The following is a 26,456-nucleotide window of genomic DNA, read 5'->3' on the forward strand; positions in this document are numbered from 1 at the left end:
CGATGTGGGATTGGAATTATGCGTTGCATATATTGCCAGAGCTGCTTCGAGTGCTACCGATTACGATCGGCACTACTCTGCTGGGATTCGTAACGGCAGCCGCGCTCGGCTTGCCATTGGCCTTAGCACGGAGGTCTAAGTTCAAGCTGCTTGCCATTCCGGCTCATGCCTGGATGGAGTTTATCCGCAGCACGCCGCTGCTTGTGCAGTTGTTCGTGCTCTTCTATGCCCTGCCGCTCTACGGCATCACCATGTCGCCCTTACTGACAGGCATTGTTGGGCTGGGCGTGCATTACAGCACGTACTTGTCCGAGGTATACCGATCCGGTATTGATTCCGTGACACGCGGTCAGTGGGAGGCATCGAAGGCGCTTAACTTCAGTCGAAGGCATACGTGGACTAAGATTATTTTGCCGCAAGCTTTGCCTCCGGTCATACCAGTTATGGGCAATTACCTGATTACGATGTTCAAAGAAACACCGGTTTTGTCGGCAATAACGTTGGTAGAGCTGCTGCAAACGGCGAAGTCGATCGGCGCGGGGTCGTTTAAATATTTGGAAGCCTTCACGTTGGTCGGCCTTTTATTTCTGCTGCTTAGTTACCCTTCGTCTCTGATTGTCGGCAAGCTGGAGAGGAAGTTTCAACGAAAATAGGTAAGGGAGTTAGCCCAGATGGATGAAATGAAACCCATTGTGAAATATCGGCAAGTGAGTAAGTCGTACGGATCCGTTCAGGTGCTGAAAGACATTGATCTGGATATTTATCCGGGGGAAAAGGTAGCCGTCATTGGTCCGAGCGGCTCCGGCAAGACGACACTCGCCCGCATGCTGATGACACTGGAGAGTCCCACAACGGGTACGATTGAAGTGGACGGCCAGCTCCTCTGGCATCAGGAAGCGAAAGGGAAGCTCGTTCCGGCGGACGAGAAGCATTTGAAGCAAGCGCGGAGTCGGATCGGTATGGTGTTCCAGCATTTCAATCTGTTCCCGCACATGAACATTCTAAGGAATGTCGCCGAGGCCCCGATCCACGTATTGGGTATGAATCGGGCCGATGCGGAACAACTTGCCGTCGAGATGCTCCGCAAAGTAGGCTTATCGGATAAAGTGGATGAATACCCTTCACGGTTATCCGGCGGGCAGAAGCAGCGCGTCGCCATCGCCAGGGCGGTGGTCATGCACCCGAAGGTCATGCTGTTCGATGAGGCTACCTCTGCGCTGGACCCCGAGCTGGTCGGCGAGGTGTTGGCTGTCATCAAAGACCTTGCCTCGGAAGGGGAGATGGCGATGATGCTGATTACGCATGAAATGGATTTTGCCCACGATATCGCAGATCGGATCCTCTTCACTGACGGGGGATCGATAATCGAGCAGGGCACGCCGGAGCAACTATTCGAGAATCCGCAAAGTTCGCGGCTGCAAGCTTTTCTAAGCCGATTCCGACAAACGTGGTATATGGGGGGCATCCAGCAAGAAGCCTCGATTTCTGCAGAGTAGGGGGAACTTAATTGAACGCAACTACAGTAGAACAGGTTTTGATTCGTAAATCTCGACCCCAGGATGGCAAATTCATGTGGAAGCTGGTCGTGGATAGTGGAAAGCTGGATATGAATTCGGCATATTGCTACATCATGCTCTGTGAATATTTCGGAGATACCTGCTTCGTGGCCGAAGTGGACGGTGAGATAGTGGGCTTCGTCTCTGCCTTCTCTCGTCCGAATGATCCAGAGGTGCTGTTCGTCTGGCAAATTGCCGTATCGATTGCTTACAGGGGCAAGGGAATCGCGGATTCCCTTCTCCGTGAGTTGATAACGAGTCATTCCTGCCAAAGTGCCAGGTATATAGAAACGACGATTACCCCAGACAATCAACCGTCACAGCGATTATTCGCCAAGTTGTCGAAGAGATTGCAAGCCGAGAAGGCTGTGTTGGAGGGCTTCGCTCCGCATCTATTCCCGGATAAGGAGCATGCGCCTGAAGCATTAATCCGAATTGGCCCGCTGCCGATCCGCTAGTCCATTAACAGGAGGGATACACGCAATGAAAGTATTAGATCCAGGAGCGCCGTCGATGCATGTGTTCGAATTGCTGGAGTCCGAGGTTCGAAGCTATTGCCGATCTTTTCCAACCATTTTCACAAAAGCAAAGGGCTATAAGCTGTGGGATGCAGCAGGCCGTGAGTATATCGATTTCTTCGCCGGGGCCGGTGCGCTGAACTATGGCCACAATAACCCGGCGATGAAGCAAAAGCTGCTGGAGTATGTACAGGAGGACGGCGTTACGCACAGTCTGGATATGGCGACCGAAGCGAAGGAACGGTTTCTGGAGCGGTTTCAGAACGTTATATTGCAGCCGAGAGGGCTGTCTTACAAGGTGCAGTTTCCGGGTCCGACAGGCACCAATTCAGTAGAAAGTGCATTGAAGCTTGTACGGAAGGTAACATGCCGTTCAACAGTGATGTGCTTCACCAATGCTTTTCACGGGATGACGTTAGGCGCCTTGTCCGTGACGGGCAATAAATTCAAACGCAGCGGAGCCGGAGTTCCGCTTCATCATTCCGTTTCTATGCCCTATGACGGCTACCTGGGTGCGGGCATGGATACGCTCGATTACGTGGAGAGCTATGTTCAAGATAGCGGAAGCGGCATATCGCTGCCTGCCGCGATGATCGTCGAGACGATCCAAGGCGAGGGCGGCATTAATGTGGCCAGCGTCCAATGGCTCCAGCGCTTGGAGAGGTTATGCCGGGCGAACGGGATTCTGTTGATTGTCGATGATGTGCAGATGGGATGCGGGAGAACTGGAACCTTCTTCAGCTTTGAGCATGCGGGGATTCAGCCGGATATCGTCTGTTTATCCAAATCGATTGGGGGCTATGGTCTGCCAATGGCGCTTACGCTCATTCGTCCGGAGTTGGATGTCTGGGAGCCGGGTGAGCACAATGGCACATTCAGAGGCAATAATCTGGCTTTTATTACCGCTGCCGAGGCGCTTCGCTACTGGGAATCCGAGCAGTTCTCCAAAGAGATAATAGGCAAGGGCAGCATTCTGAGTGAACGTTTGCGGGCTATGACGGCTGAATTTCCACAGCTGCAGGGCGATGTCCGAGGACGGGGATTGATGCAGGGGATTGCTTTTGCGCAGAAGGGATTGGCTGAGGCCATCTGTGGGCGAGCGTTCGCGAACGGGCTGATTATGGAAACGTCCGGAACCGACAGCGAGGTCGCCAAGATCATGCCTCCCCTTACGATAAGTGAGGATGGTCTTCGGCTAGGCTTGGATATTCTGCATCAAAGTATTAGGGAGATCACTCTAGCTTAAGCTAAACAAGGAGGCTTCTATGATCGTTAGAACACTTACAGAGATAATAGGCACCGACCACGATGTGCATGCCGCTACTTGGAGCAGCAGAAGATTGCTGCTTAAGCAGGATGGCGTGGGATTCTCGCTTCACGATACTTTGATTCATGCCGGCACGGAAACGGAGATTTGGTACAAAAATCACATTGAAGCGGTCTACTGTATAGAGGGCGAAGGCGAGATTGAAGTATTGGAGAGCGGGACCGTCTACCCGATTCATCCCGGCACGTTGTATGTGCTGAATGGTCATGAGAAGCATTTGCTGCGCGGCAAAAGTCAGATGCGTATGATTTGCGTCTTCAACCCTCCCTGTACGGGAAAAGAGGTTCACGACGCAGAAGGCACGTATCCGTTAGACTAAACGAGCATGGAGAGGAGAGTTTTTCCCAATGATGACATCCAAAGGGTATATTACGATGGTTACATCCAGCGAGCACGATGCTTATCCTTCGAGGATTTATGAAGAGCCTAGGCTGCTGGATCGGCAAGATCCCGTCGTGTATAACAGCCGACTCAATCATTCTGAAATCAGCCAGGAACAGCTGGAATTGTATGAGGCACAAGGGTACTTATTCCTGGACTCCTTCTTCGAAGAGGAGCAGGTGCAGTACTGGAAGCAGGAGCTGACTAGTCTTTGGGAGCACAGCAGAAGCGCGGATAAACCTGAGGTGGTCCGCGAACCGGGCAGCGAGGAGGTACGTTCGATCTTTGCGGTGCATCGCGATAATTACGTATTCGGACAGCTTGCTCAGCATGAACGGCTCCAGAGCATCGTTAAGCAGATACTAGGCAGTGAGGTATATGTGCATCAATCGCGGATTAACTTCAAGCAGGGCTTTACGGGCAAAGAGTTTTATTGGCACTCGGATTTCGAAACGTGGCATGTGGAGGATGGAATGCCTCGGATGAGGGCGTTAAGCTGCTCCATCGCGTTGGAAGACAACAATGCGAATAACGGACCGCTGATGGTTGTGCCGGGCTCGCATCGCAAGTTTGTTTCCTGCGTGGGAGAAGCCCCGGATGAGCATTATAAGTCATCGCTCCGACGTCAAGAATATGGCGTTCCGGATCAGGATAGCCTGAAAGTGCTCGTCGAGCAGGGCGGGATCGTTGCGCCGACGGGGAAAGCGGGCTCGATCCTCCTGTTCGACTGCAATACGATGCATGGCTCCAACAGCAACATCACGCCTTACCCGAGAAGCAACGTGTTTATCGTCTATAACAGCGTGGACAATAAGCTGGGCGCCCCGACATCGGGCAAACAGCCTAGGCCGGACTATATCGCGACGCGTTGAGGGAAGATGGATGTTGGATGATATATCGAACGGAAAGGCCCGCCACTCGGCGGGTCTTTGGGTTGCCTTGTTGTGGGTCTCTTTCTTTGCTAAACTGTCATGCAAAATAGTGGTAACGTATCGTCAACGGTCCCTACGGCGGACATTGCTGCGAATCCTTTTATGAATCGTATTCCCTTATTCTCGTACATCACTGCACTAGAGAGGAGCAATGCACATGATAAAGGTTACCGAAAAGCGAATCACTGTCTCCTTGGAGCCTCCGATCGAATCGCAATATATTCAGCTCATGAACGAATATTTTGCCGCCTCCGAGCGAAACGCCCGATCCTCCTCCATTCACGAAAAAAAGCAAATTATGGCCATAAAAGAAAACATGGCGATCTTGTGCAACAAGAATCCGCAAAAGCTGCAAGCCTTGAAGACCATCATAAAGGAGGTTGATCATGCCAGGGAGAAGCTGCTTGTTCTCTCTAAATCAAACGCGGTCGTGGCTGAATTAAATGAGGAGCTTGCTGCAGACGAGGAAATACGAGGGGTCCAGCTGATGACAACCGAACTGTCCATCCATGAGATCAACCAGAAGCTCGATCGGTTCAACAAAAGCTCGGGCTCCACGGTTCTGCTTGTGGCCGACTCGGTCAATACAGGACTAGACTTCACGGCAGCCAACCATATCGTGCATTATGATTATCCGGCCAGATACTCGGACATGCTTCAGCGCCACCTCCGGATCACGAAACAAACTTCGTACCATAGCCATGCAACCGTGTACTATCTCATAACGAAGGATAGGATCGACGAGTTTGACTACCAGGAATGCATAAATGAATATTCTACAACTTGAAGGATCAATAAAACACCAAAGAGTTAATGATTGGGCGAATGAAGGTCATGTTACCGAGAAAGTGGATGATACGAGGGTACAGACTCCGGCCTTGCGGAGATGTAACCCCTCTACCTACCCGCCCTACGAGCTAACTGAACTCATCCACCAAGGACCGTCCGGTCATCTACCATCTACCAGACGGTTTTCTGTGAGAACATATCGCGTAGGCATAATAGCGTAGCATGGTGATGGTGTACGTTCCGCTCAGTCCAGCAAGTCGTTGAATTTGAGCTTAATTTAGCTCATCGAGATCAGCCGAGCAGATCTGCTAGACTTCCTCTTCAGGTTCCTCTTCAGGCGCATGCTGAAGTTGGCTGTGGATGTATTCCTCCAGCTTGATACGGGTAGATGGTGGCAGTCCGGATAGCAGGCAGCCGTAGCGGAACATATCCTCCGCCGCGTAAATGCGGATAATCCGGCCGGTTATAGGCGGCAAGTCCGCTTCCTGAGGGAAATGGATGACTACGAACATATCTTGGGCAAGTGGGAACTTGCTAGCGATTTGCAACCCGCTATCAGAGAGATCGAACAGTGTTCCCTCGATATTTTGCCCCGAGAACGCACCTTCCTGCTCCCATTGATACACAGACAGAAGCAGCGGGATATCCATGGGCAGCCGGACGCTCTTGCGGCGTTCGATGAACGGTTTCTCCGCTTGCAGAATCGCTTCTGCCGGGGGAGCATCATTCTGCTTGATCGTCGTGCCCATCCACTCCTCATAGACCTGCACGATGGAGCACAAGTCCTGATCGCCGAGCCCTTTGCTGAGGCCCATCTCGAATACATTCTTGGCCATGCCGAGCATAGGCGTAGTAAGCTGTAATTGGTCGGTTAGTTGTGAAGCGATCCGCAAATCCTTGTGCATCAGCTGCATGGAGAATTGCACGTCGAAGTCGCGGCTTAGAATCTTAGGCCCTTTAGCCTGGGCTTGCCAGCTCGACGCAGCTCCTGCCAACACGATGTCCATGAATTTATCAAGGTGGATGTTCGCTTTGGCTGCAAGTGCCAATCCTTCGATAAACCCAATTGCGTTAATGCCGACGATGGTATTGTGCGCGAGCTTGGCATAAGACCCGGAACCGGACGCGCCCATATAAATAATTTTGTTGCCCATCGCCTCGAACACATCGTTCTGCTCGATCAGCACCTCCTCGTCGCCGCCGACCATAAACAAGAGGGTACCATCCACAGCAGCCGGCTTGCTGCCTGTCACAGGAGCGTCCAGAAACCGGACCCCATTCTCGGCCAACTCAGCGTAAAGGGTCTTGCTCGTATGAGGGGAGATCGTGCTGCAATCAATGACGGTCATGCCGGACCGGAGCCCCTCCAGTACGCCGTAGGTATCGTAAAATATTTGCCGAATCGCCGTATCATTGCTCAGCATGGTGATCAACACATCTGCGCTTCGAGCCGCGTCGGCAGGTGTTGCCGCCACAGAAGCACCGAGGCCGACCAAGTCTTCTGCCTTTTCTAATGTTCGGTTGTATACCGTTACGGAGTACCCCTTTTTCACCAAATTTGCGGCCATGTAAGTGCCCATAGTACCAAGTCCAATAAAGCCGATCTTCTTCATTCGGTCACCTCTAACCATTCTCGTGAAGCGTTTGAACTAGTTCAAATTGCTCTGTCAGTCACCATTGTAGCACTTCCAGTACTTAGAGTGAAGGATTAGGACTCTGCGACAATGGCCAACTGGCTTCGACGGTAGCTTTTTGAGTCCCGGGGTCCCCGCAAAGGGGCTTCGCCGTGGAATAAGCTTCGAAGGTCCCTCGTCACTTTGTGGGGTTAATTCACTTGTTTTGGTCCGGTAATTCAAGTATGCTAGGTTTAAAAAATTGGAAGGGGAATTTTTCTAGATGACACAGAACCAGAAATTACAATTTGACTATAGCAAGGCGCTGACTTTCGTTCAGCAGCATGAGATTGATTACTTCGCCGAGCCTGTAAGACTCGCGCATGAACAGTTACATAAAGGCACAGGAGCCGGGTCTGACTATCTAGGCTGGATTGACCTGCCTACTGCATATGATAAGGAAGAATTCGAAAGAATCAACCAAGCGGCGAAGCGCATTCAGTCCAACTCGGAAGCGTTGATCGTGATCGGGATCGGAGGTTCCTATCTGGGGGCGAGAGCAGCAGTTGAGATGTTGTCTCATTCTTTCTATAATATGCTTTCTCCTGAGAAAAGGACTACCCCGGCGGTATATTTTGTAGGCAACAACATCAGTTCTACATACGTGACACACCTGCTGCAATTGCTTGAGGGCAAAGATTTCTCCGTAAATGTGATTTCCAAATCAGGGACGACAACGGAGCCAGCGATCGCATTCCGGATATTCCGTGAGCTGCTGGAGAAGAAGTACGGCAAGGAAGGCGCACGTGAGCGAATTTATGCGACGACGGACCAAGCCAAGGGTGCTCTGAAGAAGCTGGCTGACGCCGAAGGGTATGAAACGTTCGTTATTCCGGACGATGTAGGTGGGCGGTATTCCGTGCTAACCGCAGTGGGACTGTTGCCTATCGCCACGGCCGGCATTGATATCGGGGCTATGATGAACGGGGCAGCCGCAGCGGCAGCCGCATATGCAGAGCCGGATCTAAGCCGCAACGAATGTTACCAGTACGCCGCTGTCCGCAACGCGCTGCTCCGCAAAGGCAAGGCGATTGAGATTCTCGTCAACTACGAGCCATCGCTGCATTATGTGTCGGAATGGTGGAAGCAATTGTACGGGGAGAGCGAAGGCAAGGATGGCAAGGGTCTATTCCCGGCAGCCGTGGATTTCTCCGCCGACCTGCATTCCATGGGGCAATTCGTGCAAGAAGGGTCCCGCAATCTATTCGAGACGATCATTCAAGTGGCGGAAGTATCCGAGCAGATCGAGATCGGAACCGATGCGGACAACCTGGACGGGCTGAATTTCCTGTCAGGCAGAACGATGGATTTTGTTAACAAAAAAGCGTTCCAAGGCACGATGCTGGCCCATACAGACGGCGGTGTACCGAACTTGATCGTGACCATTCCCGATATTTCAGCGTATTCGTTTGGATATATGGTGTACTTTTTCGAAAAAGCATGCGGGATCAGCGGCTACCTATTGGGCGTGAATCCGTTCGATCAACCGGGTGTAGAAGCGTATAAGAAGAACATGTTTGCCTTGCTGGGCAAACCGGGCTTCGAGAAGGAAAAGGCGGAGCTGGAAGCGCGTCTAGGCGAATAACGGATGTAAAGCTTGGGGAGAGGCGGTGCGTGTCTTTCGATGTTGGAACTGTATCGAACGGTTCGCCGCCACAACTCGGCGGAAATCGTCATTAAGAAATCGCGGTTTATCGGGCACGTCATGCCGGTACAATCGGAAGATGAAGCGATCGCATTCATCGAGCGGATCAAGAAAGAGCATTGGTCAGCTTCTCATAACTGTTCCGCTTATGTAATCGGCGAGAAGGATCAGTTCCAGAAGGCATCGGATGATGGGGAGCCAAGCGGGACGGCCGGTAAGCCCATTCTGGAAGTGATCAAGCATCAGCAGTTGAAAGATGTGGTCGTCGTGGTTACTCGCTACTTCGGCGGCATTATGTTAGGTGCTGGCGGCCTGATTCGGGCTTATACGGATGCGACTGTGGAGGGACTTGCCTCGGCAGAGCAAGTGTACCGGGCGCTGCACCAGGAGGTGCTTGTTGCGATCGATTACACTTGGCTCGGCAAGGTGGAGAACGAGCTGCGCAACCGGAACATGCTGATGGGCGATACGCAGTTCACGGACAAGGTGACACTTGTCTGCCTGCCGCTCTATGCAGAGCGGGAACGGTTCACCGCTTGGATGACCGACGTGACGCAGGGACAAGCGGACATTGTCTGGGAGGAGGCGCGCTATGTCGAGCATGAGCATGAACCAAACGCAGAGCACTGAGCGGCGGCCCTCGGGCTCAGCAGCGGCTCGCAATGTCGCGCTCGGCTGCACGAGCGACACTGACGCAGCCGAGCTCGGTGCCACGCCTAGCGGCATGAGCCACGCCGCAGCAGCGGCGCGCGTCCTCATCTTCACCGGCGGCACGCTCGGTGAGTGGGCGCTCGCCGAGGTGCAGCGCGGCGACACATTGATCGGCGCCGATCGCGGCGCACTGTTCCTCGTGCGCCACGGGCTCACGCCCGATCTGGCGCTCGGCGACTTCGATTCGGTCTCGGCAGAGGAACTCGCCGAGATACGTGCCGCCAGTCGCCGCTTCGAAGACTGCGATCCCGTCCTGAAGGACTGGACGGATACGGAGATGGCGTTCGTCCGCGCGCTCGAAGCGCAGCCGGATCCGCCGCAGGAGATCGTGCTGCTCGGCGCGCTCGGCAGCCGCTTCGACCACTCGCTCGCGAACGTGCATTTGCTGCGGCGAGGGCTCGAGCATGGCGTTCAGTGCCGTATCCTCGACGCACACAACGAGTTGCGTGTCGTGGATAACGCCACCCCCACAGTCATCCGGCGCGGCACTTTCGACAATGTGTCGCTACTCCCGCTGACGGCGGAAGTACACGGCATTACACTTAACGGCTTTCAATACCCGCTTACTGAAGCGACGTTGACCTTGGGTCAATCACTCGGCATTAGTAACGTTCTGCTGGAGCCGCTAGGGCATGTATCTGTTAAAGAAGGGTTGTTGCTCGTCATTCAGAGTCGGGATTGACAAACAGCCTTCATAGAGGTTAGCAAGAGACGTGTATTGGCACCCTCCTGATCGTTGCGAACGATCCATTGAGGGAGATGTCAATCGCGTCTTTTTTGTTTACAATTCCGCATGACTTGTACTTTTTCGCAGGACAGGTTCATATGGATAAATTAGTACAATCAATGAGGAGGAATGAACATGGTAAAACCGTTTGCGGGTTTGGTCGGTGTGGTGTTTCTGCTTCTGGGCCTGCTCGGCTTCTTCACGCACGAGTTGTTCGGCATGATTCACTTTGATATGTTGCACAACATCATCCATCTGGGAATCGGGGCAGCGGGCATTTGGGCGATGAGAACGGAGGATACGGCGGTCAAGTTCGCCAAGACTGTAGGGATTGTATACATAGTCCTTGGAATTCTAGGCATCGTGATGCCGAACATGCTGGGTCTGATGCATATGGAGAATGCCGAGAACGTGCTGCATCTGGTAGTGGGGGTCATTGGACTCTACTTGGGTTTCACCGCTCAAACGATTCAGACCGTCAAATTGAAATCCAAAATGAATTAATTCATGCCTACTCCTACCGCTTCTATCCGTAACAAATAACAGCCTCATCCCCTGCGATTGATTATCGAGGGAGGTGAGGCTGTTTGGTGTTTACATAAACGACTGAACCGCTGCTTCCAAGTTCATTTCTCCGGTCAAATGGCCCAAAACCCGCATATACTGTTGTATCCAGAACATCAGCGGGGGGGAAATCGAGATGACATACATCGTAAAGCCTGGCGACACGTTGTATACGATTGCTAATCAATATGGAGTCAGTGTTCAGGTGCTGCTTCAAGCGAACGGATTGACGGATCCGAACAGCATTTATGTGGGACAATCCATCTACATTCCAAGGCCGGTGCTGCCGTTCCCGGGTCCGATTCCACCGCCTTATCCAGGACCAGGGCCGGGACATGGGTTGGAGCAGCGGATTTCGCGATTGGAGCAACGGGCGAACATTCAACAGAATGAGATCAACCGGTTGAATCAGAAGGTGAATCGACTAGACAATGAAGTGGACCACCTGCGTGAGCGTGTACAACGTCTGGAGCAGCGGGTTGATCGTTTGCAGATTCAGCCTCGATAATGGGAAACTTGCTTCGAGACAACTTTCCAGTACGGCGCTTGAACTCAGGCTTACTTGCCGAACAATATCCAATTCCCTTTGACCTTTTTCAAGGCGAGCACGATGAGCCAAGGCACGGTGAATATGAGCAACATACCGCCCCAAGTCACAGCGTGGTAAGCCGAGCTGAGCGGGGAAGCCTGCACGTAGTCTTGCCAAATTATCTGTACCGCGGGATGGATGAAGTAGATGCCGAAGGAAGCGGCTCCCATCGAGGAGAGCACCTTAGCTAGCTTCGGCGCGGCCGTGAGCAGATGGCGGCCGATCCAGATGAAGCTGACCCCGATGCCGATCGCATAAGCGTTGAATAACACTTCGAACAAGTGTTGGCCGTAATAGACATTGAACTTGGCCAGAATGTTAAGTCCGGCGAAGGTTAATCCCAAAGCTGTTGTGACGGCTGTGATCCACCATATGTTCCGAGTCGCCCAAGCGATGAATTTGTCATAATGCATCCCGATAGAGCCGCCAATACAGAACAGCCCGATGAATGTAACGAATAGTGTAACCCGGTGATCGAACGGGTGGACGTATTGATAGAATATGTAGGCCCCGGCTTGAACCAGCAACCCGAATAGCCACAAGTAGTTGCGGAATGCTTTCCAATATTTCGCGATGGTAACGATCAGAGGGAACAAGGCATAAAATTGCAAAATAATGATCATAAAATAAAGGTGGTACCAGGTCTCGCCCCATTGCAGCTGTTTCAGGAACTTCAGTCCATCCAGCTCAATTCCCAATCCTGGCGTTATCGCAGGGTAGTACACATAATAAAATATCGACCAGATCAAGTAAGGAATCACGATATACTGCAGCCTTTTGCGGTAGAACGTCCATATATCTTTGACTTTCCACGTGTCCATATAACTGTAGAAGAGCACAAGTCCGCTGAGGAAAATAAACAGGAAAACGGCGTAGTAGCTCATGCGGTTAATAAGTTCGTACAAAATCTGCGTTCTGCTGGATGCCGGGAGGTCTACGGTTGCACTAGCGGTGCCATGTTGGATAAGAACGGCGGCAATCGCTCCGGCTCGTACGATGTCCAGCTCGAATAGTCTCGGTTTTCTCAATTCGTCTCTACCTCTCGCTTATTAGGGTTGCAACTAGTATACTTGAAAAAAAGCTTGCTGCCTACTTAACCACAAGAGGTAACTTTCCATTAGAAAGCTCGGTTTATGCTTACGAAGATAACTTTCCTACGGAAAGTTTGGGCTTATGCTTACGAAGATAACTTTCCTGCGGAAAGTTTGGGCTTATGCTTACGAAGATAACTTTCCTGCGGAAAGTTTGGAGGAGGTCACCCATGACAGAGTTGAAAACAAAAACGCAAATCGAAGCCATGCGAAAAGCAGGCATCATATTAGCTGCATGCCACCGGGAAATTCGCAAACGGATCAAACCAGGTGTCACAACAGCAGAAATCGATCATTTCGCCGAACGGTTCATGCTGGATCACGGAGCGACGCCGGAACAGAAAGGGTTCCACGGCTATCAGTACGCCACATGCGCATCCGTTAACGATGTGATCTGCCATGGATTCCCGGGTAATCAAGCTTTGCGGAACGGCGACATCGTCACCATCGATATGGTCGTCAACAAGGACGGCTGGATGGCTGATTCGGCATGGTCATATGAGGTAGGGACCGTATCGGAACAAGCGAGACAGCTGCTGGAAGTAACGAGAAAGAGTATGTACCTGGGCATCGCTCAAGCTGTGGTAGGCAATCGCTTGGGCGATGTAGGCCACGCCATCCAGTCGTATGCGGAGCAGAATGGCTTTGCTGTGGTGCGGGACTTCACCGGTCACGGAATCGGCTCGTCGATGCATGAGGAGCCGCAAGTGCTCCATTACGGGCAGCCTGGTAAGGGTGTACGGTTGAAAGCCGGTATGGTTATCACGATTGAACCGATGTTGACTACGGGGTCCTACATCTCTTACGTCGAGTCGGACGGTTGGACCGCCCGCACTTGGGATGGCAGCCTGTGTGCCCAGTATGAGCATACGGTCGCGATAACGGATGATGGTCCGATCATTCTGACCGATCAAGGGGATTGTTAGTAGTGGTGTAGGAGTCTGTCCTGAAAAAACAAATCCGTGAATAATTATTCATCTGGGGTTATTGCGGGAAAGGGATGGCACTCCACCGCTGTTGAAATTCAAATTGTTTTAAATTATGTTGTGGTGACAATTTGATTTCAAAGGCGGCCGTAAACTTTATGTGCCATTCCCTTACCCCTCCATAACCCTATGAATAAATATTCACGAAAATCAAATCGTCGGACAGACTCCTAAATAGGAGGGTATAAAAAAGATGGGGGAGGCCGCAAGCGGCCTCCCCTTCTTGTCCTCACGATGGAACTGCAATCCTTCGTGTTATTGGACAATCACCTTATCCATTTGTACCAAATTGCATCACTCCCTTCTGTGGGATACCTTTACTGTAACTTAGAATAGGATGAAAGGGTAGGGAACGTTTAATTGTAACAAAGCATTCCGCCGTCCGTGCTATAATAAACCATCACCATAACAATTAGGAGGCTGCTTATGTCTAGGAATGAACACCGTGCAGCCATTGCGTTCGATACAGAGCCAGTCATCCAAGTGCAAGGCCTGGCGAAGCGATACGGCGATTTCATGGCCGTGGATCACATTAACTTCGAAGTGTATCGTGGCGAAGTATTCGGCCTGCTCGGGCCCAACGGTGCCGGCAAGACGACAACGATGGAGATGATGGAAGGACTGCGCCGGCCTGACGAAGGGATGGCTCTTGTGGCAGGGTTCGATACACAGAAGCAACTGAAGCAGGTGAAGCAGATCATCGGCGTGCAGTTGCAGTCGACCTCCTTGTTCGATTTGCTTAAGGTGAAGGAAATCGTGCAAATGTACGCCAGTTTCTATCCCTCGTCGGTACCGATTGCACCGCTCTTAAAGGATATGATTCTGGAGGAGAAGCAGAATGCCCGGGTCAAGCACCTGTCTGGTGGTCAGAAGCAGCGGCTTGCGATCGCCTTGGCGCTCGTGAACGATCCGCAGGTTGTGTTTCTGGATGAGCCTACAACCGGGCTCGATCCCCAGGCTAGACGAACGCTGTGGGATATCGTACTCAGCCTGAAGGAGAAAGGTAAGACTGTTGTGCTGAGCACGCACTACATGGATGAAGCACATATACTGTGTGATCGGATCTGTCTTATGGACCGTGGCCAAGTCATTGCGCTTGATACACCGGAGCGGCTCGTACATAGCTTGCATTCTGAGAGCGCTGTGGAATTCCGGCTTCCGGAGCTGGAGGCAGCGTCAGTGCAAAAGCGTGAAGAGGTTCTGGCTTTACTTGGCAGCTTGAATGGAGTGAAGCAGGTTGAAGTGCAGAAGGACGTATATGTACTGTATACGGACATGCTGCAAACAACATTAACGGATTGGATTGTGCGTGCGAATGAACGCGGTCTACGATTTGCCGATTTGCGAACCCGTATGGCTACCCTGGAGGATGTATTCATCCATATGACCGGAAGGAGCTTGAGGGAACAATGAAAGCTTATATTCAATTAACGCTGGCGCAGCTTCGTCTATTCGGCCGCAACCGGCAGGTGCTGTTCTGGACTTTGCTGTTCCCGGTGTTCTTTATGGTCATGTTAGGCTCCTTCATGGGTAACGGCGGGGGCATTTCGCTCAATGGAATCGTCATTGACGAAGATCAGACGACAGCTTCCAGAGGACTTGTGGCAGCACTCGATGCGCAAGGCTCGCTCATAGATTTTACAATTGGTGTGAATCGGACAGACTCGCTTCAAGCCTTGAAGGCCGGCGATACGCAGATTGTTGCTATTATTCGAAAAGGTTATCAGGATGCAATTGCGATGCATGGGAAAGGTGGGGGAGAAGACGGATCAGCCATAACCGATGGTTCGGCCAAGGTGGAAGCCCACTACGACGAAACGAATATGACGACTTCCCAGCTCGCCTTGACAGTCTTGTCGCAAGAGGTTGATGTAGTGAGCAAGTCGCTCGCCAACTACACCCCGGTCGTTACAGTGGAAGCATTCGCAGTGGCCTCGTTACACTTGAAATATATGGATTTCCTCGTACCAGGTATTCTCGCCATGATGATCATGTCGAACAACCTGAATGGTGTCGCCGGGCAGATCGCCTCCTGGAGAGAACGAGGGATTCTGCGTCGGATGCAGAGCACGACACTACGATCCGGCACCTTCATTGCCGCGCAGATTACGGCTAGACTCGTCATGAACGGTATGCAAGCTTTCATCGTGTTGCTGGTAGGCTCCTTGTTCTTCGATACGCAAGTGAATGGGTCCTGGTTGCTCTTGTTCCTCTTCGTCGTACTAGGAACACTCACGTTCATGTCGATCGGCTTCATTATCGCCGGACTAGCCAGAACACCGGAAAGCGCAGGGCCGATCGCAGGCTTCATCTCCTTCCCGATGCTGTTCGTGGGTGGTGTGTTCTTCCCAATCAAGAACATGCCAGAGTTCCTCCAGCCGATTGTGAAGCTGCTGCCGATCTCGCATCTGACGACCGCACTGAGGCAGGTTATGAATGTGGGCGCAGGTCTAACAGAACTTTGGTTCGAGGTACTCCTGCTGAGCTGCTGGTTAATTGTTGCCTTCGTCATCTCTACAATTACATTCAAATGGGAATGAGATTAATCCGTATAGGTGAGCTCCCATTGGTTGTCGATCCATTTGAACACATACATCGTATTGGATAATTGTCCTGCATTATGATTGGCATCCAGGATCATTCGATTTACTCGAACGACCCGTTCATTTGTAGCTTTGTTCTCTTACCCGGTGAGGAATAACATCAGCATGATGATGGTAGTAATAGTTTTGTACAATCGAGTCCCTCCCTTGAAACGTACAGACTTTCTTTATTCCAATAAACATTTGTGATACAATAGGTATCAATTAACATTTATAGATACATATAGTATCATCGGAATAATGGAGGTCAATTATGATAAAAAGTAAAAATGATTACTTGTACTACCTGAAGGAAGATATGATTGCACACAATGTTGCAAAGTGGAGTTTAAAACATCGGTACACCCACCCTACCCTTTTCTTTCAGAGGCTCCTTCGGAAAACGGAGTATTACAAAAACTGCCGTTCTGACTTGTTTGGAAGAATGTATACGCTAGTTTTGAAGTACCGGCATGCGAATCACTCGATTAGATTGGGACTAACTATACCTCTGAACGTGTTTGGTCCTGGTCTAAGTATTCCACACCATGGAAGTATCGTTGTCAATAGCAATGTTACAGTCGGCAAAAATTGCCGTATTCATTCCGCAACTAACATTGGCGAAGGACATGGCAAATACCCGACTATTGGCGACAATGTATATATAGCCCCCGGTGCTAAAATTTTCGGAGGTATCAAGATAGGGAATAATGTTGCCATAGGAGCTAATGCGGTAGTTAAAAAGGACATACCTGACAATGTTACAGTCGGCGGCATTCCCTGTAGAATCATTTCAGAAAAAGGTTCGAATCATGCTAATAAAAGCAACCCACTTCCTTACATTAGTGTATAACTAATAAGGTCGTGGGTTGCTTTATTCTAAGTCATGCATCGAATTTTAAAAAGTTGGAAACAATTAGCATATACAAGTCGATCCTATAACATGTTCTATAAAAAGTTAATGTTGCCCTAATGTTCCGCTAACGTTCTGTTCATGTTCGTGCCTTACAATAAGTCTATGGAACGGAAGGAGTAGAACAGATGATACTATATCAAGTCGTCAAATGGATGGAAGAGCGGAAGCAGTTGAAGCTTATTATTGCCGAGTCCGGCGGAGACACGCAATTCCTGCAGGTCCGCAAGGAACAGGTGGAACAGCACATGCTGCTGCAAGCGAACAAATGGTTGGAGCAGGAACAGGAGCAGGAACAGGGGCCGTTTTTTGAGCCGTTTGTAGTTGAATACCCGTTCGCTTCGGAAGATTTAACGGTCTCCCTTGGGTAGTCCTTATGATGAATTCAGATTGGACAAACTCTCTATAGCAAGCCAGCCCGAGCCTCAACAAGATGAGGGTGGCTGGTTTTGTTTTGTGTTGCGCCGCAATTCCATGTAGAATGAAATTGCAAGCATTATTATGATTTTTATCAAAGAGGGATTGTAATTATGAACGTAGTTGTTTCCAGCTTAAATGCGAAATATATCCACACTTGCCTAGCGCTGCGATACTTGAAAGCTTTTTGTGGCGAAGAGTTCGATGTGGAGATGGCCGAATATACGATTAAAGACCCGGTAATGAACATTGTAGCCGATCTATTCGCCAAAAATCCCGATGTACTCGGCTTCTCTTGCTATATCTGGAATATTGAAGAGACGATACAAGTAGTCAAAATGCTGAAGAAGATCAGGCCGGAGCTAACCATCGTGTTGGGTGGACCAGAAGTCTCCTATGACACGAATTATTGGATGGAGCGGCTGCCAGAGGTTGATTTCATCGTAGTTGGGGAAGGGGAAGAGACGTTTCTCCACTTACTGCGCGAGATTAGCACGACGCGGAAGTTCCACCTCATATTCGGCATCGCTTACCGCAAGGGGCAGGAGATTATTATTAGTCCGGGACGCCCGAAGCTGGCGTTGGACGACATTCCGTCTCCGCATCGGTTCAAGGAGGATGAAGGAGCGCTCGGCAAACGAGTCGTTTATTTCGAAACGAGCCGGGGCTGCCCGTTCAGTTGTCAATTTTGCCTGTCCAGTATTGAAGTGGGTGTACGTTATTTCGACATGGAACGAACGAAGGCCGATCTGCTGCACCTGATTCAGTCCGGGGCGAAGCTGATCAAGTTTGTTGACCGCACGTTCAACATTAAGCGCGATTACGCCATGGAGATCTTCCAATTTCTGATCGACCATCATGGAGGCTCCTGCGTATTCCAGTTCGAGATCACAGCGGACATTATGCGGCCGGAAGTGTTGGACTTCCTGGCAGAGCAGGCCCCCCCAGGGATATTCCGTTTCGAGATCGGCGTACAATCCACCAATGATGCGACCAACGAACTTGTGATGCGCAAGCAAAACTTCACGAAGCTGACCCGGACGGTAGAGAAGATTAAGCAGAGTGGGAAGATCGACCAGCATTTGGACTTGATCGCAGGGCTTCCAGAGGAAGACTACAACTCTTTCCGTAAAACATTCAACGATGTATTCGCCTTGCAGCCGGAAGAACTTCAGCTAGGTTTTCTGAAAATGCTGCGGGGAACAGGACTACGTCGCGACGCTGAGAAATATGGATATGTATATATGGATCATTCTCCTTACGAAATATTAGGTAATCGCTTGCTGCCTTTCTCCGATATCGTTCGCATCAAGCGGGTGGAGGATGTTCTGGAGAAGTATTGGAATGCGCATCGCCTCGATCATACGGTGAGCTATTTAATCCGTGAGCATTTCGAGACGCCCTTCGATTTCTTCCAGCAATTCGGGGATTATTGGGACACCCAGGGCTGGCAACGAATCGGCCATCAGTTGGAAGATCTGTTCATAAGGTTGCAAGCTTTCCTGCAACAACGTGGAACTAGCGGGATGGAAGTGATTGAGGGGCTGATGAAGCTTGATTACTTCCTGAACCACAAGTACAAACCGCGCAAAACGTGGTGGACGTTCTCCATGGACAAGAGTGAGCAGATGGAATGGATGAGACGAATTGCTCTGCAGCCAGAGCTTGTTCTAGGTGAAGGGTTCTCCCAATTAGGCATGAATGAGAAGGAACTGCATAAGCATACTGCGATTGAGATCGTGCCGTTCGATCTGCAGCATTATCTGGTTACGGGTGAGGTGGCGGTTGGTCAGCGTTCATTAATTATCGCCTACTTCGTACCTGAAGCCAGCATCGGATCTCGAGTGTTCAGTTTGCCGATTCCCCGTTCTGTGATGCTACATGCCGACGCCTAATACCGGATAGAGATGAGGCAGAGCTGCAAAGTATGAATGACCCAGATTTATAAGAGGGTGAAAAGCCTCCATGAAACCATTGTTTAAGCTGTTTCGAATCACTTCGTTTAAAGGACGGTTCAGGTTCTGGGTCGGAGCCATCATCATGATGATGAGTTTACTCATCTTACTTTCATTCTCTATTATGGTTCGCATGATCAAGGAACAAGAAACCTATAATACGCTGCAAGAAACGGTCACGCTGCAAAGGCAGTTCGTTGACAAGTGGAAGTGGGAACGGATGGCGGACATCCGTTACTTGGCAAGCATGTACAGCCGGACCGGGGTCGATCTGAATCGGCTAAAGCTGGAATTCGAGCAGTTCATCTATACGCACGGGGACTATGATGCACTTTCTTACATCGATAAGGCCGGTCACATGCAATGGAACAGCAGCGGCTTGCCTAGTGCAGTGGACGTATCGGATCTGGACTATTTCAAGGCGGTCCTGGATAAGAAAGATTTCGTCTCGGACATTCTAAGCAGCCGTGTATCGGGTCGGATTATCGTTGTATTTGCTTCGCCTATATTCGAATCAGACGGTGGAGTAATTGGTGCAATCATTGGATCGGTCGAGCTGAATACTCTGGATGAGATGATGAACCAATTCCAGCTGGGGGCGTCGGGGGAGTCTTACATCTTAAACCGGGACGGGTATCGAATTACGAAAACCGTTGCCGGCTCCGATGAGCCAAGACTTAGCCGCAGGTATGCAACAGCTGTCATGGATCGTGCTCTCTTGAACCGCACAGAAACATCGGCTTATCAGAAACCTGACGGCACGGAAGTATTCGGTGCTTTCGCTTGGACCCTTGACCGCAATTGGGTCATTGTCGCTGAAGTTGCGAGCGCCGAGGTGTTCCGTCCCTACTACACCCTGATTAAGGTCATGATCGTCATTACGATGGCGATTCTGCTCATCAGCTATATATTCGCCATCTCGCTAACACGCCGAATGGAAACGGTCATTCACGAACTGCTGCATGGGACGAATCTCATTCGGGAAGGCCAGTATGGGTACCAGATCGATCGACAAGTGATCAATTCCTCGCCAACGGAGCTGAAGGAGCTGTCGGATAATTTCAACGTGATGTCCGAGAAATTGCAGTCCACCGTATTACTGTTGGAAGAATCGGCCGTTATTGATCATCTGACGGAAGTGTACAATCGACGGTTCCTGATGAATGAAGGGAACAAGATGATGATGGCCGCACTACGCGCTGGAAGTCCGTGCTGCGTTCTGCTCATTGACGCCGATTACTTCAAGTCAGTCAACGACCGACATGGGCATTTGGTCGGCGATCGTGTGCTGAATCATATCGCGGAAGTGCTTGTCGGCTGCGTCCGAGCTTCAGACGTTGTTGCGCGCTATGGCGGGGAAGAATTCGTCGTATTGGCGACGAATTGCGATTTGCAGCAAAGTCAGGAACTGGCGGAACGTATCCGCACATGGATCGAGAACTCCCCCTACCGGGAAGAGTCGATCTCGATCCGGTTGAGCGTCAGTATCGGGGTGACGCAGAACAGCCCGATTCGTAAGTTCGGAACGAACGTTCTGGAGGATATGATCGAACGTGCGGACAAAGCGTTGTATGAGGCCAAGCATCGCGGCCGAAACCGTGTAGTCGCGGAGCCGGCTCCCTCGGAAGAAGATGTGCCCAAAGATCCGCAAGAAGGGGGGAGCAATAAATGAGCAAGCTGTTAACCGCTGTCGTTGCGGGGGCTACGGGTATGGTTGGAACGGAGCTTGTCCGATTGTTGCTGGCCGATCCGGATTATGGCCAAGTCGTTCTGCTGAACAGACGGGAAGCGGGTATTCCACCACACCCCAAGCTGCAGGAGTGTATCGTCTCGTTCGATCAGCTATCTGCTGCATTTGACGGTGCATCTGCTGACGTTCTGCGGAATGCGGTTGTGTTCTGCACACTTGGCACGACGATCAAGAAAGCGGGTTCCCAGGAAGCGTTCCGCCGAGTAGATTACGACTACCCGGTGGAGCTGGGACGTTTGGCGGAGGCTCATGGTGCCGCGCAGTTTCTGATCGTCACTGCGATGGGAGCCAACCGGACTTCCCGTATCTTCTATAATCGGGTGAAAGGTGAAGCGGAACACGCGCTGCGGGAGCTAGCGCTACCTGGCCTTCGTATCTTCCGGCCTTCGTTGCTGCTGGGCGAGCGGGCCGAAGTGCGGACCGGGGAGCAGATCGCCGCTGCTATGGCTCCACTTCTGTCAGCGGTTTTGCGGGGCTCGCTTCGCAAATACAAGCCTATCACGGCCCATGCCGTAGCCCAAGGGATGCTCGTCGCCGCCCGGGAGAAGACGGCCGATCCGATCGCGTACGAATCCGATCGGATCGCCGAGCTTGCAAGTCGGTACGAGGGATGAGAGCAGCGACGGAGTTAGCCGAATAACTCGGCTAACTCCGCCTGAAGTCGCACCCCTATTGTGACTACCCGCCGAATGCATCGCGGAAACATCGGGACAGCTGTGCCGGCTCGACATTCCATAGCTCGGCGATCTCGGGGCATACGTTCTCGTCCCACCAGTCGGACAGAAGTTTACGATTACTGGAATGTTCCACGATATAGTGGAGATTGAGGACGACTTTCTTCAAGTACAGATCTTCAGCTTCGACGAGTTGTGCAGGCGGGATCCAGATCTTCATCCGTTTCACCGTGCGGTACAATTCGTTATTGCAAGTCCTTCTGATCTTGCGAAGGGTGGGCAATGGGGTTGAGTGTTTCTCGTTAGTTGGTTGCATGCCGATGTTCACTTCCTCTCCCAGCCATATTATGCAGCAAGGAGTCCGGAGGCTACTGGTCAGCGATGTTGTCTTAGTCGACGACGATGTATCCGATCATAGGGCCGTTATGATTCGCATCCGGGTGAGTCAGGCATATAATCCGATATGTGCCTTCCTTATCCGCGCGGAACGTAACGATCGTCTCCTTGCCCTGCTTCACTTCTCCCTTGATGTTCAGCCCTTCGATAATGAAGGGATGGCTGACACCGCTGACACCGCGAATATTCAGGTTGACCTTCTCCCCTTTGTTGACGACGATCGTCCCGGGGTCCCAGCGGTAGGCTTCAATCTCTTTGCCATCCGCCATCTTTGCCTCGAACTCTCCTGTCACGAGATGGAACGTCCGCTCCACGGTCACAGGATTCATAACCGTGCGGATTTGATCACGTTCGAAGTAGAGCCAAGCGGCCACAGCCAGAATAATGATGCCTAATAGGAGCAGCAGATGCTTTCTGTGAAATACGAAAATTTTGGTCAACGGAATACGCCTCCTTAGATATAGGACAAGGCAGAACAGCCTGTCTCTCTTCTTTATGTAACTAAGCTATGCGCGGGCTTGTCAGCACATGCCTGATGTTGAGGGTTGGGTGCGTGCATAGGGGACTTATGATAGAATGGAAGTGGACAATCGGCGCGAATGTGTGTTGGTGATGTCAATATAGAGGAAAGTAGGATCGGAATCGGATGATGGATGCGGTACACCACTTGATTGACAACGTGACGCAATGGATTACCCACTTGGGTCATTGGGGCATTATGCTCGGTCTTATGATTGAAATTATCCCAAGCGAGATTGTGTTGGCTTTCGGGGGATACTTGGTTTCCAAGGGAGATATTAACTTTTGGATGGCAGTCCTGTTCGGTACGATCGGCGGCACCATCGCGCAAATATTCGTGTACTGGATCGGCCGTTACGGCGGCAGACCTTTTCTGGAGCGATATGGCAAATACATATTTATTTCCAAGCATCATATCGATTTATCGGAGAAATGGTTCAATCGCTATGGAACCGGTGTTATCTTCACAGCAAGATTCATTCCGGTAGTCCGCCATGCGATTTCCATTCCGGCCGGGATCGTCCGAATGCCCTTACTCAAGTTCACCATCTTGACTACTCTTGCGGTCATACCTTGGTCGATCTTATTCGTCTACCTCGGGAAGACACTAGGAGACAATTGGAAGACGATTGACGAGACAGCCGCCCCGTATGTCAAAGGTCTGATGTGGGGTGCGATTATTGTCATTGTTCTGTTTATCGCCTATAAAGTGTGGAGCCGTGCCAAGAAGAAATCTTTTACGAGCGGCTACTCCGCAGCCGATAAGCACAACATGGAACGTGAATTGCAATCGCTTGGCAAGGAATATCGTGTTCTGAACGGGCGCGTAGTGCGCTCCGGCAGTGCCGAGCAAGAGATCGATCATGTCGTTGTAGGCCCGAACGGGATATTCCATATTGAGAACAAGTCTTGGGCTGGCGAGATTAGCTTGAACGGACAGTCAGAGGCCAAGGAAGATCCGACTGCGCAATCGTATCGATATGAGTTCGTACTCAAGGAATTGATGCGAGAACATCATATCCAGACGGATGTGGTTGGCGTAATCTGCTTCACGCATCCGGACGTGCGATTGGTTGGCGAGAGCCCGGCATTCGCCGCGCTGAAGCCGGACCAGGTCGCCTCCTACATTCGCGGTTACAAGGCCAAGCACCAATTGACTGATCAACAGGTGAGAGAGACGGCCGAACTGATCGAGAACACCAGCAAGCCGCATTCCCGATAGGAACAATAGAGATTGGTGATGCCGTTCGTATTTTGTTAAACTGGGAGTAAGACCATTCAATCTGGGGAGGGTATTCGATGAGTACAACGAATTTGGCTGACAAGCTGGGCAAGGGACTGGAGCCACAGCAATTTATCGATGGCATGACGAAGAACCAGGAGAAATTCGTAGCTTACTACAACGGCTTCGAGTGGGAGAATGAGGATGATCGTGAGTTCTTCCAATCGCTCAGTAACCGGGATGATCTTCGTTGTCTCATTCTAGCTGCGGACTGGTGCGGAGATGCGGTGCGCAATGTGCCGGTTGTATTCCAGGCGTTAACGGATTCAGGGATTCCGGTTGAAGTATTGATCAAGGAAGAGCATCAAGACGTCATGGATCAGTTCCTGACAGGCGGCGGACAAGCGATTCCGATCATTATTTTCGCCGATACCGGCGGATTCGTGCTCGGCCACTGGGGACCTCGTCCCAAGCATGTGCAGGCTGTGATGAACAACTTCAAGCAAGCGAATCCAGATCGGACTGCTCCGGACTATGAGGAGAAGATCAAAGTAGCCCGTACGGAAATGATGGCTCAATATGGGGAAGGCAATGGCTACCAGCATGTAATCGTGAAGGAGCTGCGTGACCTGTTGTCACAGTTCTAGTCCAACCCGCTATATCGAATCTAGTTGACGGATCGAATCCGTTATCTCAATAGAATGGATGACTTCGGAAATGTTGAAGATTGAGAAATTCGAGCTCGGCCCGATCGGGACGAACGCTTATTTGCTAAGTACGGAAGATGGAAGCCGCGGTGTTATTATTGATCCGGGCATGAACCCGAAGCCGTTGATCAAGCGGATTAATGGCATGGAGATCGAAGCGATCCTGCTCACGCATGCACACTTCGATCACATCGGCGGTGTGGATGAGATTCGCAAGCTGAAAGGTTGCCCTGTCTATCTGCATGACGCGGAAGCCGATTGGCTGACTGATGCGAAGAAGAACGGGTCCGCCCGTTGGCCAGAGCTCGGCGCCCTGATCGAGAGCGAGCCTGCCGAGTATGCGCTGGACGAAGGCATGACGCTTATGCTGCTAGGCGACGAGAAGCTGCAGGTGTTCCACACGCCAGGGCATTCCCCGGGCAGCGTCAGCTTCCTGTATGCGGGGAAGCATCTGTTCAGCGGTGACGTGCTGTTCAAGATGTCGGTCGGACGGACCGACCTGCCTGGGGGGAACGAGCGACAGCTGCTCGATTCGATCCATGGCACACTGTTTGACTTCGACGATGACGTTCAAGTGTACCCGGGCCACGGAGGCAAGACGACGATCGGCTTCGAGCGCGCGAACAATCCTTACGTTTGACGGTGTGGGTTGCATATCTGAGTAGCGGAGTATTAGTTGGAATTAGCGCCAGAGATGGCGCTTTTTCTTATAGAATCATAAAGTATAAACTTCGAGAGGTTGCATCCTGATTCGGCATAAAAAGTTACCGCTAAAGACGAACCCGCTTCACCGAGTTGCTCCGATAGGAGCTTTTTTTATCCAGAGGAAGGGGAATCTTATGATTCACATCAAAGAGCTTCATTCGGCCTGGACATCTTCAAAGCGCTGGGCTCGGCACAAAAAGTCAACTTGACGAACGGTGCAATTACGATGTATATTCGCAAGTTCGAAGAGAGCGGGCTTATCCATATCGTCAGCATCATCGGCAAGCACGGGCTGCAGAAGATGTGTCATCTCAATGAGGACAAGTTGATATACAGGTGAGGGTGCTTTATACGGATCAGGCCCTTCCTCCGACCCCATCAAGCTAGCCGAGACTTAGCCATTTGTTATTCGCCTGCTGCACAATGTATTCCATGTAACTCAGATCGGTCAATTCTCGATTGCAGTGGGCGCTGTCCAGACAAACGTAGTTTCCAATGGCTTTATAATAATCCGGTGAAGCTTGAGCTGGTGGTTTGCAGACAATGGATAAATACCCAATTGCTTCGGGAGAGCCGGGCGTGTTGCAGATGGAGCATACATTGTGCTTGTTCACAGAGGATAAGTTGCCCTCAATCCCGACAAATTGATTGTTACTCGAATACACGATCATGTACTTATTGGTCGCAATATCTCTCCACCCCAAGTACGTCAAGTTGGGGTTATTCGTCTCTTCCATGGAGGGGGCTTTCAATTTTTTGCTTTTCGGAAAAAGCTTCTTCAGATGCTGCTCCGTGATCGCGGGAAAGGCGATCGTATATAGAGATAACCGCTCTAGATATTGACTGAATTGTTCTTGATTGCTCAGACCTTCGTACGAGAGCAGCAGTTGCTTATGTGCATCAGACAGCCCGCCAATGCTCGATAGAATCGTAGTCTCCACACTGTACTTGAGCGCTTCGATGACGCGGTTGTCTGACGAGTGTTCAATGGCATATTGCAGTTTTTCGATCTGTTTCTTAATCAGGTTCATTTGATGATTGGCAATAAAAGGGTGTATGGAATCCATAGTCTTCTCTCCGTTATTGAATTGGTAGCTACCATTGTATCGAAAACCTTGCTGTAAGTC

28 protein-coding genes and 1 pseudogene are annotated in these 26,456 nt (G+C 51.0%); 24 read left to right on the top strand and 5 right to left on the bottom strand.

Annotation, left to right across the window (positions count from 1 at the left end):
* Positions 1-2 precede the first annotated feature (2 nt).
* The 7 genes from ehuD (at position 3) to AC1DWB_RS07115 (ending at position 5,501) form a co-directional block, all read left to right on the top strand.
* On the top strand, positions 3-653 hold the full coding sequence (gene ehuD / locus AC1DWB_RS07085) for an ectoine/hydroxyectoine ABC transporter permease subunit EhuD (protein WP_477540337.1): 651 nt from the start codon (positions 3-5) through the stop codon (positions 651-653).
* An 18-nt stretch (positions 654-671) separates the two neighbouring features.
* Positions 672-1,496 (top strand): ectoine/hydroxyectoine ABC transporter ATP-binding protein EhuA, encoded by an 825-nt coding sequence (ehuA, locus tag AC1DWB_RS07090; RefSeq protein WP_477540338.1) that lies wholly within the window; start codon positions 672-674, stop codon positions 1,494-1,496.
* A gap of 11 nt (positions 1,497-1,507) precedes the next feature.
* Positions 1,508-2,014, top strand: coding sequence for a diaminobutyrate acetyltransferase (ectA, locus tag AC1DWB_RS07095; protein ID WP_477540339.1), 507 nt, complete (start codon positions 1,508-1,510; stop codon positions 2,012-2,014).
* A 25-nt stretch (positions 2,015-2,039) separates the two neighbouring features.
* A complete protein-coding gene (ectB, locus tag AC1DWB_RS07100; RefSeq protein WP_477540340.1) occupies positions 2,040-3,320 on the top strand; it encodes a diaminobutyrate--2-oxoglutarate transaminase in 1,281 nt (426 codons plus the stop codon).
* A 19-nt stretch (positions 3,321-3,339) separates the two neighbouring features.
* The gene (locus AC1DWB_RS07105; RefSeq protein ID WP_477540341.1) at positions 3,340-3,720 is read left to right on the top strand and encodes an ectoine synthase; all 381 of its coding nucleotides are present in this window, start codon (positions 3,340-3,342) and stop codon (positions 3,718-3,720) included.
* A gap of 28 nt (positions 3,721-3,748) precedes the next feature.
* Positions 3,749-4,654 (top strand): ectoine hydroxylase, encoded by a 906-nt coding sequence (gene thpD / locus AC1DWB_RS07110; RefSeq protein WP_477540342.1) that lies wholly within the window; start codon positions 3,749-3,751, stop codon positions 4,652-4,654.
* A 217-nt stretch (positions 4,655-4,871) separates the two neighbouring features.
* Complete coding sequence (locus AC1DWB_RS07115; protein ID WP_477540343.1) at positions 4,872-5,501, top strand: helicase-related protein; 630 nt, start codon at positions 4,872-4,874, stop codon at positions 5,499-5,501.
* A 310-nt stretch (positions 5,502-5,811) separates the two neighbouring features.
* Here AC1DWB_RS07115 and AC1DWB_RS07120 read toward each other — a convergent pair whose 3' ends face one another.
* Positions 5,812-7,116 carry an NAD(P)-binding domain-containing protein gene (locus AC1DWB_RS07120; RefSeq protein WP_477540344.1) on the bottom strand — a complete coding sequence of 435 codons (1,305 nt, stop codon included), beginning with the start codon at positions 7,114-7,116 and terminating at the stop codon, positions 5,812-5,814.
* 283 nt (positions 7,117-7,399) lie between these two features.
* Between AC1DWB_RS07120 and AC1DWB_RS07125 the strand changes: the two genes are divergently transcribed.
* The 5 genes from AC1DWB_RS07125 (at position 7,400) to AC1DWB_RS07145 (ending at position 11,331) form a co-directional block, all read left to right on the top strand.
* Complete coding sequence (locus AC1DWB_RS07125) at positions 7,400-8,761, top strand: glucose-6-phosphate isomerase (protein ID WP_477540345.1); 1,362 nt, start codon at positions 7,400-7,402, stop codon at positions 8,759-8,761.
* A gap of 39 nt (positions 8,762-8,800) precedes the next feature.
* Positions 8,801-9,451, top strand: a complete 651-nt coding sequence (locus AC1DWB_RS07130; RefSeq protein ID WP_477540346.1) for a YigZ family protein — start codon at positions 8,801-8,803, stop codon at positions 9,449-9,451.
* 94 nt (positions 9,452-9,545) lie between these two features.
* Positions 9,546-10,214, top strand: coding sequence for a thiamine diphosphokinase (locus tag AC1DWB_RS07135; RefSeq protein WP_477540394.1), 669 nt, complete (start codon positions 9,546-9,548; stop codon positions 10,212-10,214).
* Between the two features lie 180 nt (positions 10,215-10,394).
* Positions 10,395-10,763 (top strand): DUF4383 domain-containing protein, encoded by a 369-nt coding sequence (locus AC1DWB_RS07140; RefSeq protein ID WP_477540347.1) that lies wholly within the window; start codon positions 10,395-10,397, stop codon positions 10,761-10,763.
* Between the two features lie 196 nt (positions 10,764-10,959).
* Positions 10,960-11,331 (top strand): LysM peptidoglycan-binding domain-containing protein, encoded by a 372-nt coding sequence (locus AC1DWB_RS07145; protein ID WP_477540348.1) that lies wholly within the window; start codon positions 10,960-10,962, stop codon positions 11,329-11,331.
* 50 nt (positions 11,332-11,381) lie between these two features.
* On the opposite strand, the gene AC1DWB_RS07150 is transcribed toward AC1DWB_RS07145, so the two are convergent.
* Positions 11,382-12,440 carry an acyltransferase gene (locus tag AC1DWB_RS07150; RefSeq protein WP_477540349.1) on the bottom strand — a complete coding sequence of 353 codons (1,059 nt, stop codon included), beginning with the start codon at positions 12,438-12,440 and terminating at the stop codon, positions 11,382-11,384.
* A gap of 233 nt (positions 12,441-12,673) precedes the next feature.
* Here AC1DWB_RS07150 and map point away from each other — a divergent pair, with 233 nt between their 5' ends.
* The 8 genes from map to AC1DWB_RS07190 all read left to right on the top strand — a co-directional run bounded on the left by map (position 12,674) and on the right by AC1DWB_RS07190 (position 21,720).
* Positions 12,674-13,429: a type I methionyl aminopeptidase gene (map, locus tag AC1DWB_RS07155; RefSeq protein ID WP_477540350.1), complete on the top strand. Its 756-nt coding sequence runs from the start codon at positions 12,674-12,676 to the stop codon at positions 13,427-13,429.
* 486 nt (positions 13,430-13,915) lie between these two features.
* Entirely contained in the window at positions 13,916-14,902 is a 987-nt protein-coding gene (locus tag AC1DWB_RS07160) for an ABC transporter ATP-binding protein (RefSeq protein ID WP_477540351.1), read from the top strand.
* Positions 14,899-16,029: an ABC transporter permease gene (locus tag AC1DWB_RS07165; RefSeq protein ID WP_477540352.1), complete on the top strand. Its 1,131-nt coding sequence runs from the start codon at positions 14,899-14,901 to the stop codon at positions 16,027-16,029. The genes AC1DWB_RS07160 and AC1DWB_RS07165 overlap by 4 nt, the downstream gene beginning before the upstream one ends.
* A gap of 316 nt (positions 16,030-16,345) precedes the next feature.
* Entirely contained in the window at positions 16,346-16,924 is a 579-nt protein-coding gene (locus tag AC1DWB_RS07170; protein ID WP_477540353.1) for a serine acetyltransferase, read from the top strand.
* 188 nt (positions 16,925-17,112) lie between these two features.
* A complete protein-coding gene (locus tag AC1DWB_RS07175) occupies positions 17,113-17,355 on the top strand; it encodes a hypothetical protein (RefSeq protein WP_477540354.1) in 243 nt (80 codons plus the stop codon).
* A gap of 159 nt (positions 17,356-17,514) precedes the next feature.
* A complete protein-coding gene (locus tag AC1DWB_RS07180; protein WP_477540355.1) occupies positions 17,515-19,296 on the top strand; it encodes a B12-binding domain-containing radical SAM protein in 1,782 nt (593 codons plus the stop codon).
* 70 nt (positions 19,297-19,366) lie between these two features.
* A complete protein-coding gene (locus tag AC1DWB_RS07185) occupies positions 19,367-21,028 on the top strand; it encodes a sensor domain-containing diguanylate cyclase (protein WP_477540356.1) in 1,662 nt (553 codons plus the stop codon).
* Positions 21,025-21,720 carry an NAD(P)H-binding protein gene (locus tag AC1DWB_RS07190; RefSeq protein ID WP_477540357.1) on the top strand — a complete coding sequence of 232 codons (696 nt, stop codon included), beginning with the start codon at positions 21,025-21,027 and terminating at the stop codon, positions 21,718-21,720. Before AC1DWB_RS07185 ends, AC1DWB_RS07190 begins: the two co-directional genes overlap by 4 nt.
* Positions 21,721-21,784: 64 nt before the next feature.
* Here the strand turns inward: AC1DWB_RS07190 and AC1DWB_RS07195 are convergent, their stop codons facing one another.
* Positions 21,785-22,096, bottom strand: coding sequence for a dehydrogenase (locus AC1DWB_RS07195; RefSeq protein WP_477540358.1), 312 nt, complete (start codon positions 22,094-22,096; stop codon positions 21,785-21,787).
* A 73-nt stretch (positions 22,097-22,169) separates the two neighbouring features.
* Positions 22,170-22,616 (bottom strand): cupredoxin domain-containing protein, encoded by a 447-nt coding sequence (locus AC1DWB_RS07200; protein WP_477540359.1) that lies wholly within the window; start codon positions 22,614-22,616, stop codon positions 22,170-22,172.
* A gap of 209 nt (positions 22,617-22,825) precedes the next feature.
* Between AC1DWB_RS07200 and uptA the strand changes: the two are divergent.
* The 4 genes and pseudogenes from uptA to AC1DWB_RS07220 all read left to right on the top strand — a co-directional run.
* A pseudogene (uptA, locus tag AC1DWB_RS07205) lies at positions 22,826-23,428 on the top strand (undecaprenyl phosphate transporter UptA); the annotation flags it as partial.
* 39 nt (positions 23,429-23,467) lie between these two features.
* The gene (locus tag AC1DWB_RS07210) at positions 23,468-23,917 is read left to right on the top strand and encodes a nuclease-related domain-containing protein (RefSeq protein ID WP_477540395.1); all 450 of its coding nucleotides are present in this window, start codon (positions 23,468-23,470) and stop codon (positions 23,915-23,917) included.
* Positions 23,918-23,994: 77 nt separating this feature from the next.
* On the top strand, positions 23,995-24,564 hold the full coding sequence (locus AC1DWB_RS07215; protein WP_477540360.1) for a thioredoxin family protein: 570 nt from the start codon (positions 23,995-23,997) through the stop codon (positions 24,562-24,564).
* 70 nt (positions 24,565-24,634) lie between these two features.
* Positions 24,635-25,264: an MBL fold metallo-hydrolase gene (locus AC1DWB_RS07220; protein ID WP_477540361.1), complete on the top strand. Its 630-nt coding sequence runs from the start codon at positions 24,635-24,637 to the stop codon at positions 25,262-25,264.
* 448 nt (positions 25,265-25,712) lie between these two features.
* Here the strand turns inward: AC1DWB_RS07220 and AC1DWB_RS07225 are convergent, their stop codons facing one another.
* A complete protein-coding gene (locus tag AC1DWB_RS07225; protein WP_477540362.1) occupies positions 25,713-26,396 on the bottom strand; it encodes a FusB/FusC family EF-G-binding protein in 684 nt (227 codons plus the stop codon).
* Positions 26,397-26,456 lie beyond the last annotated feature (60 nt).

The sequence above is a fragment of the Paenibacillus sp. P4_E11 genome, assembly GCF_056401635.1.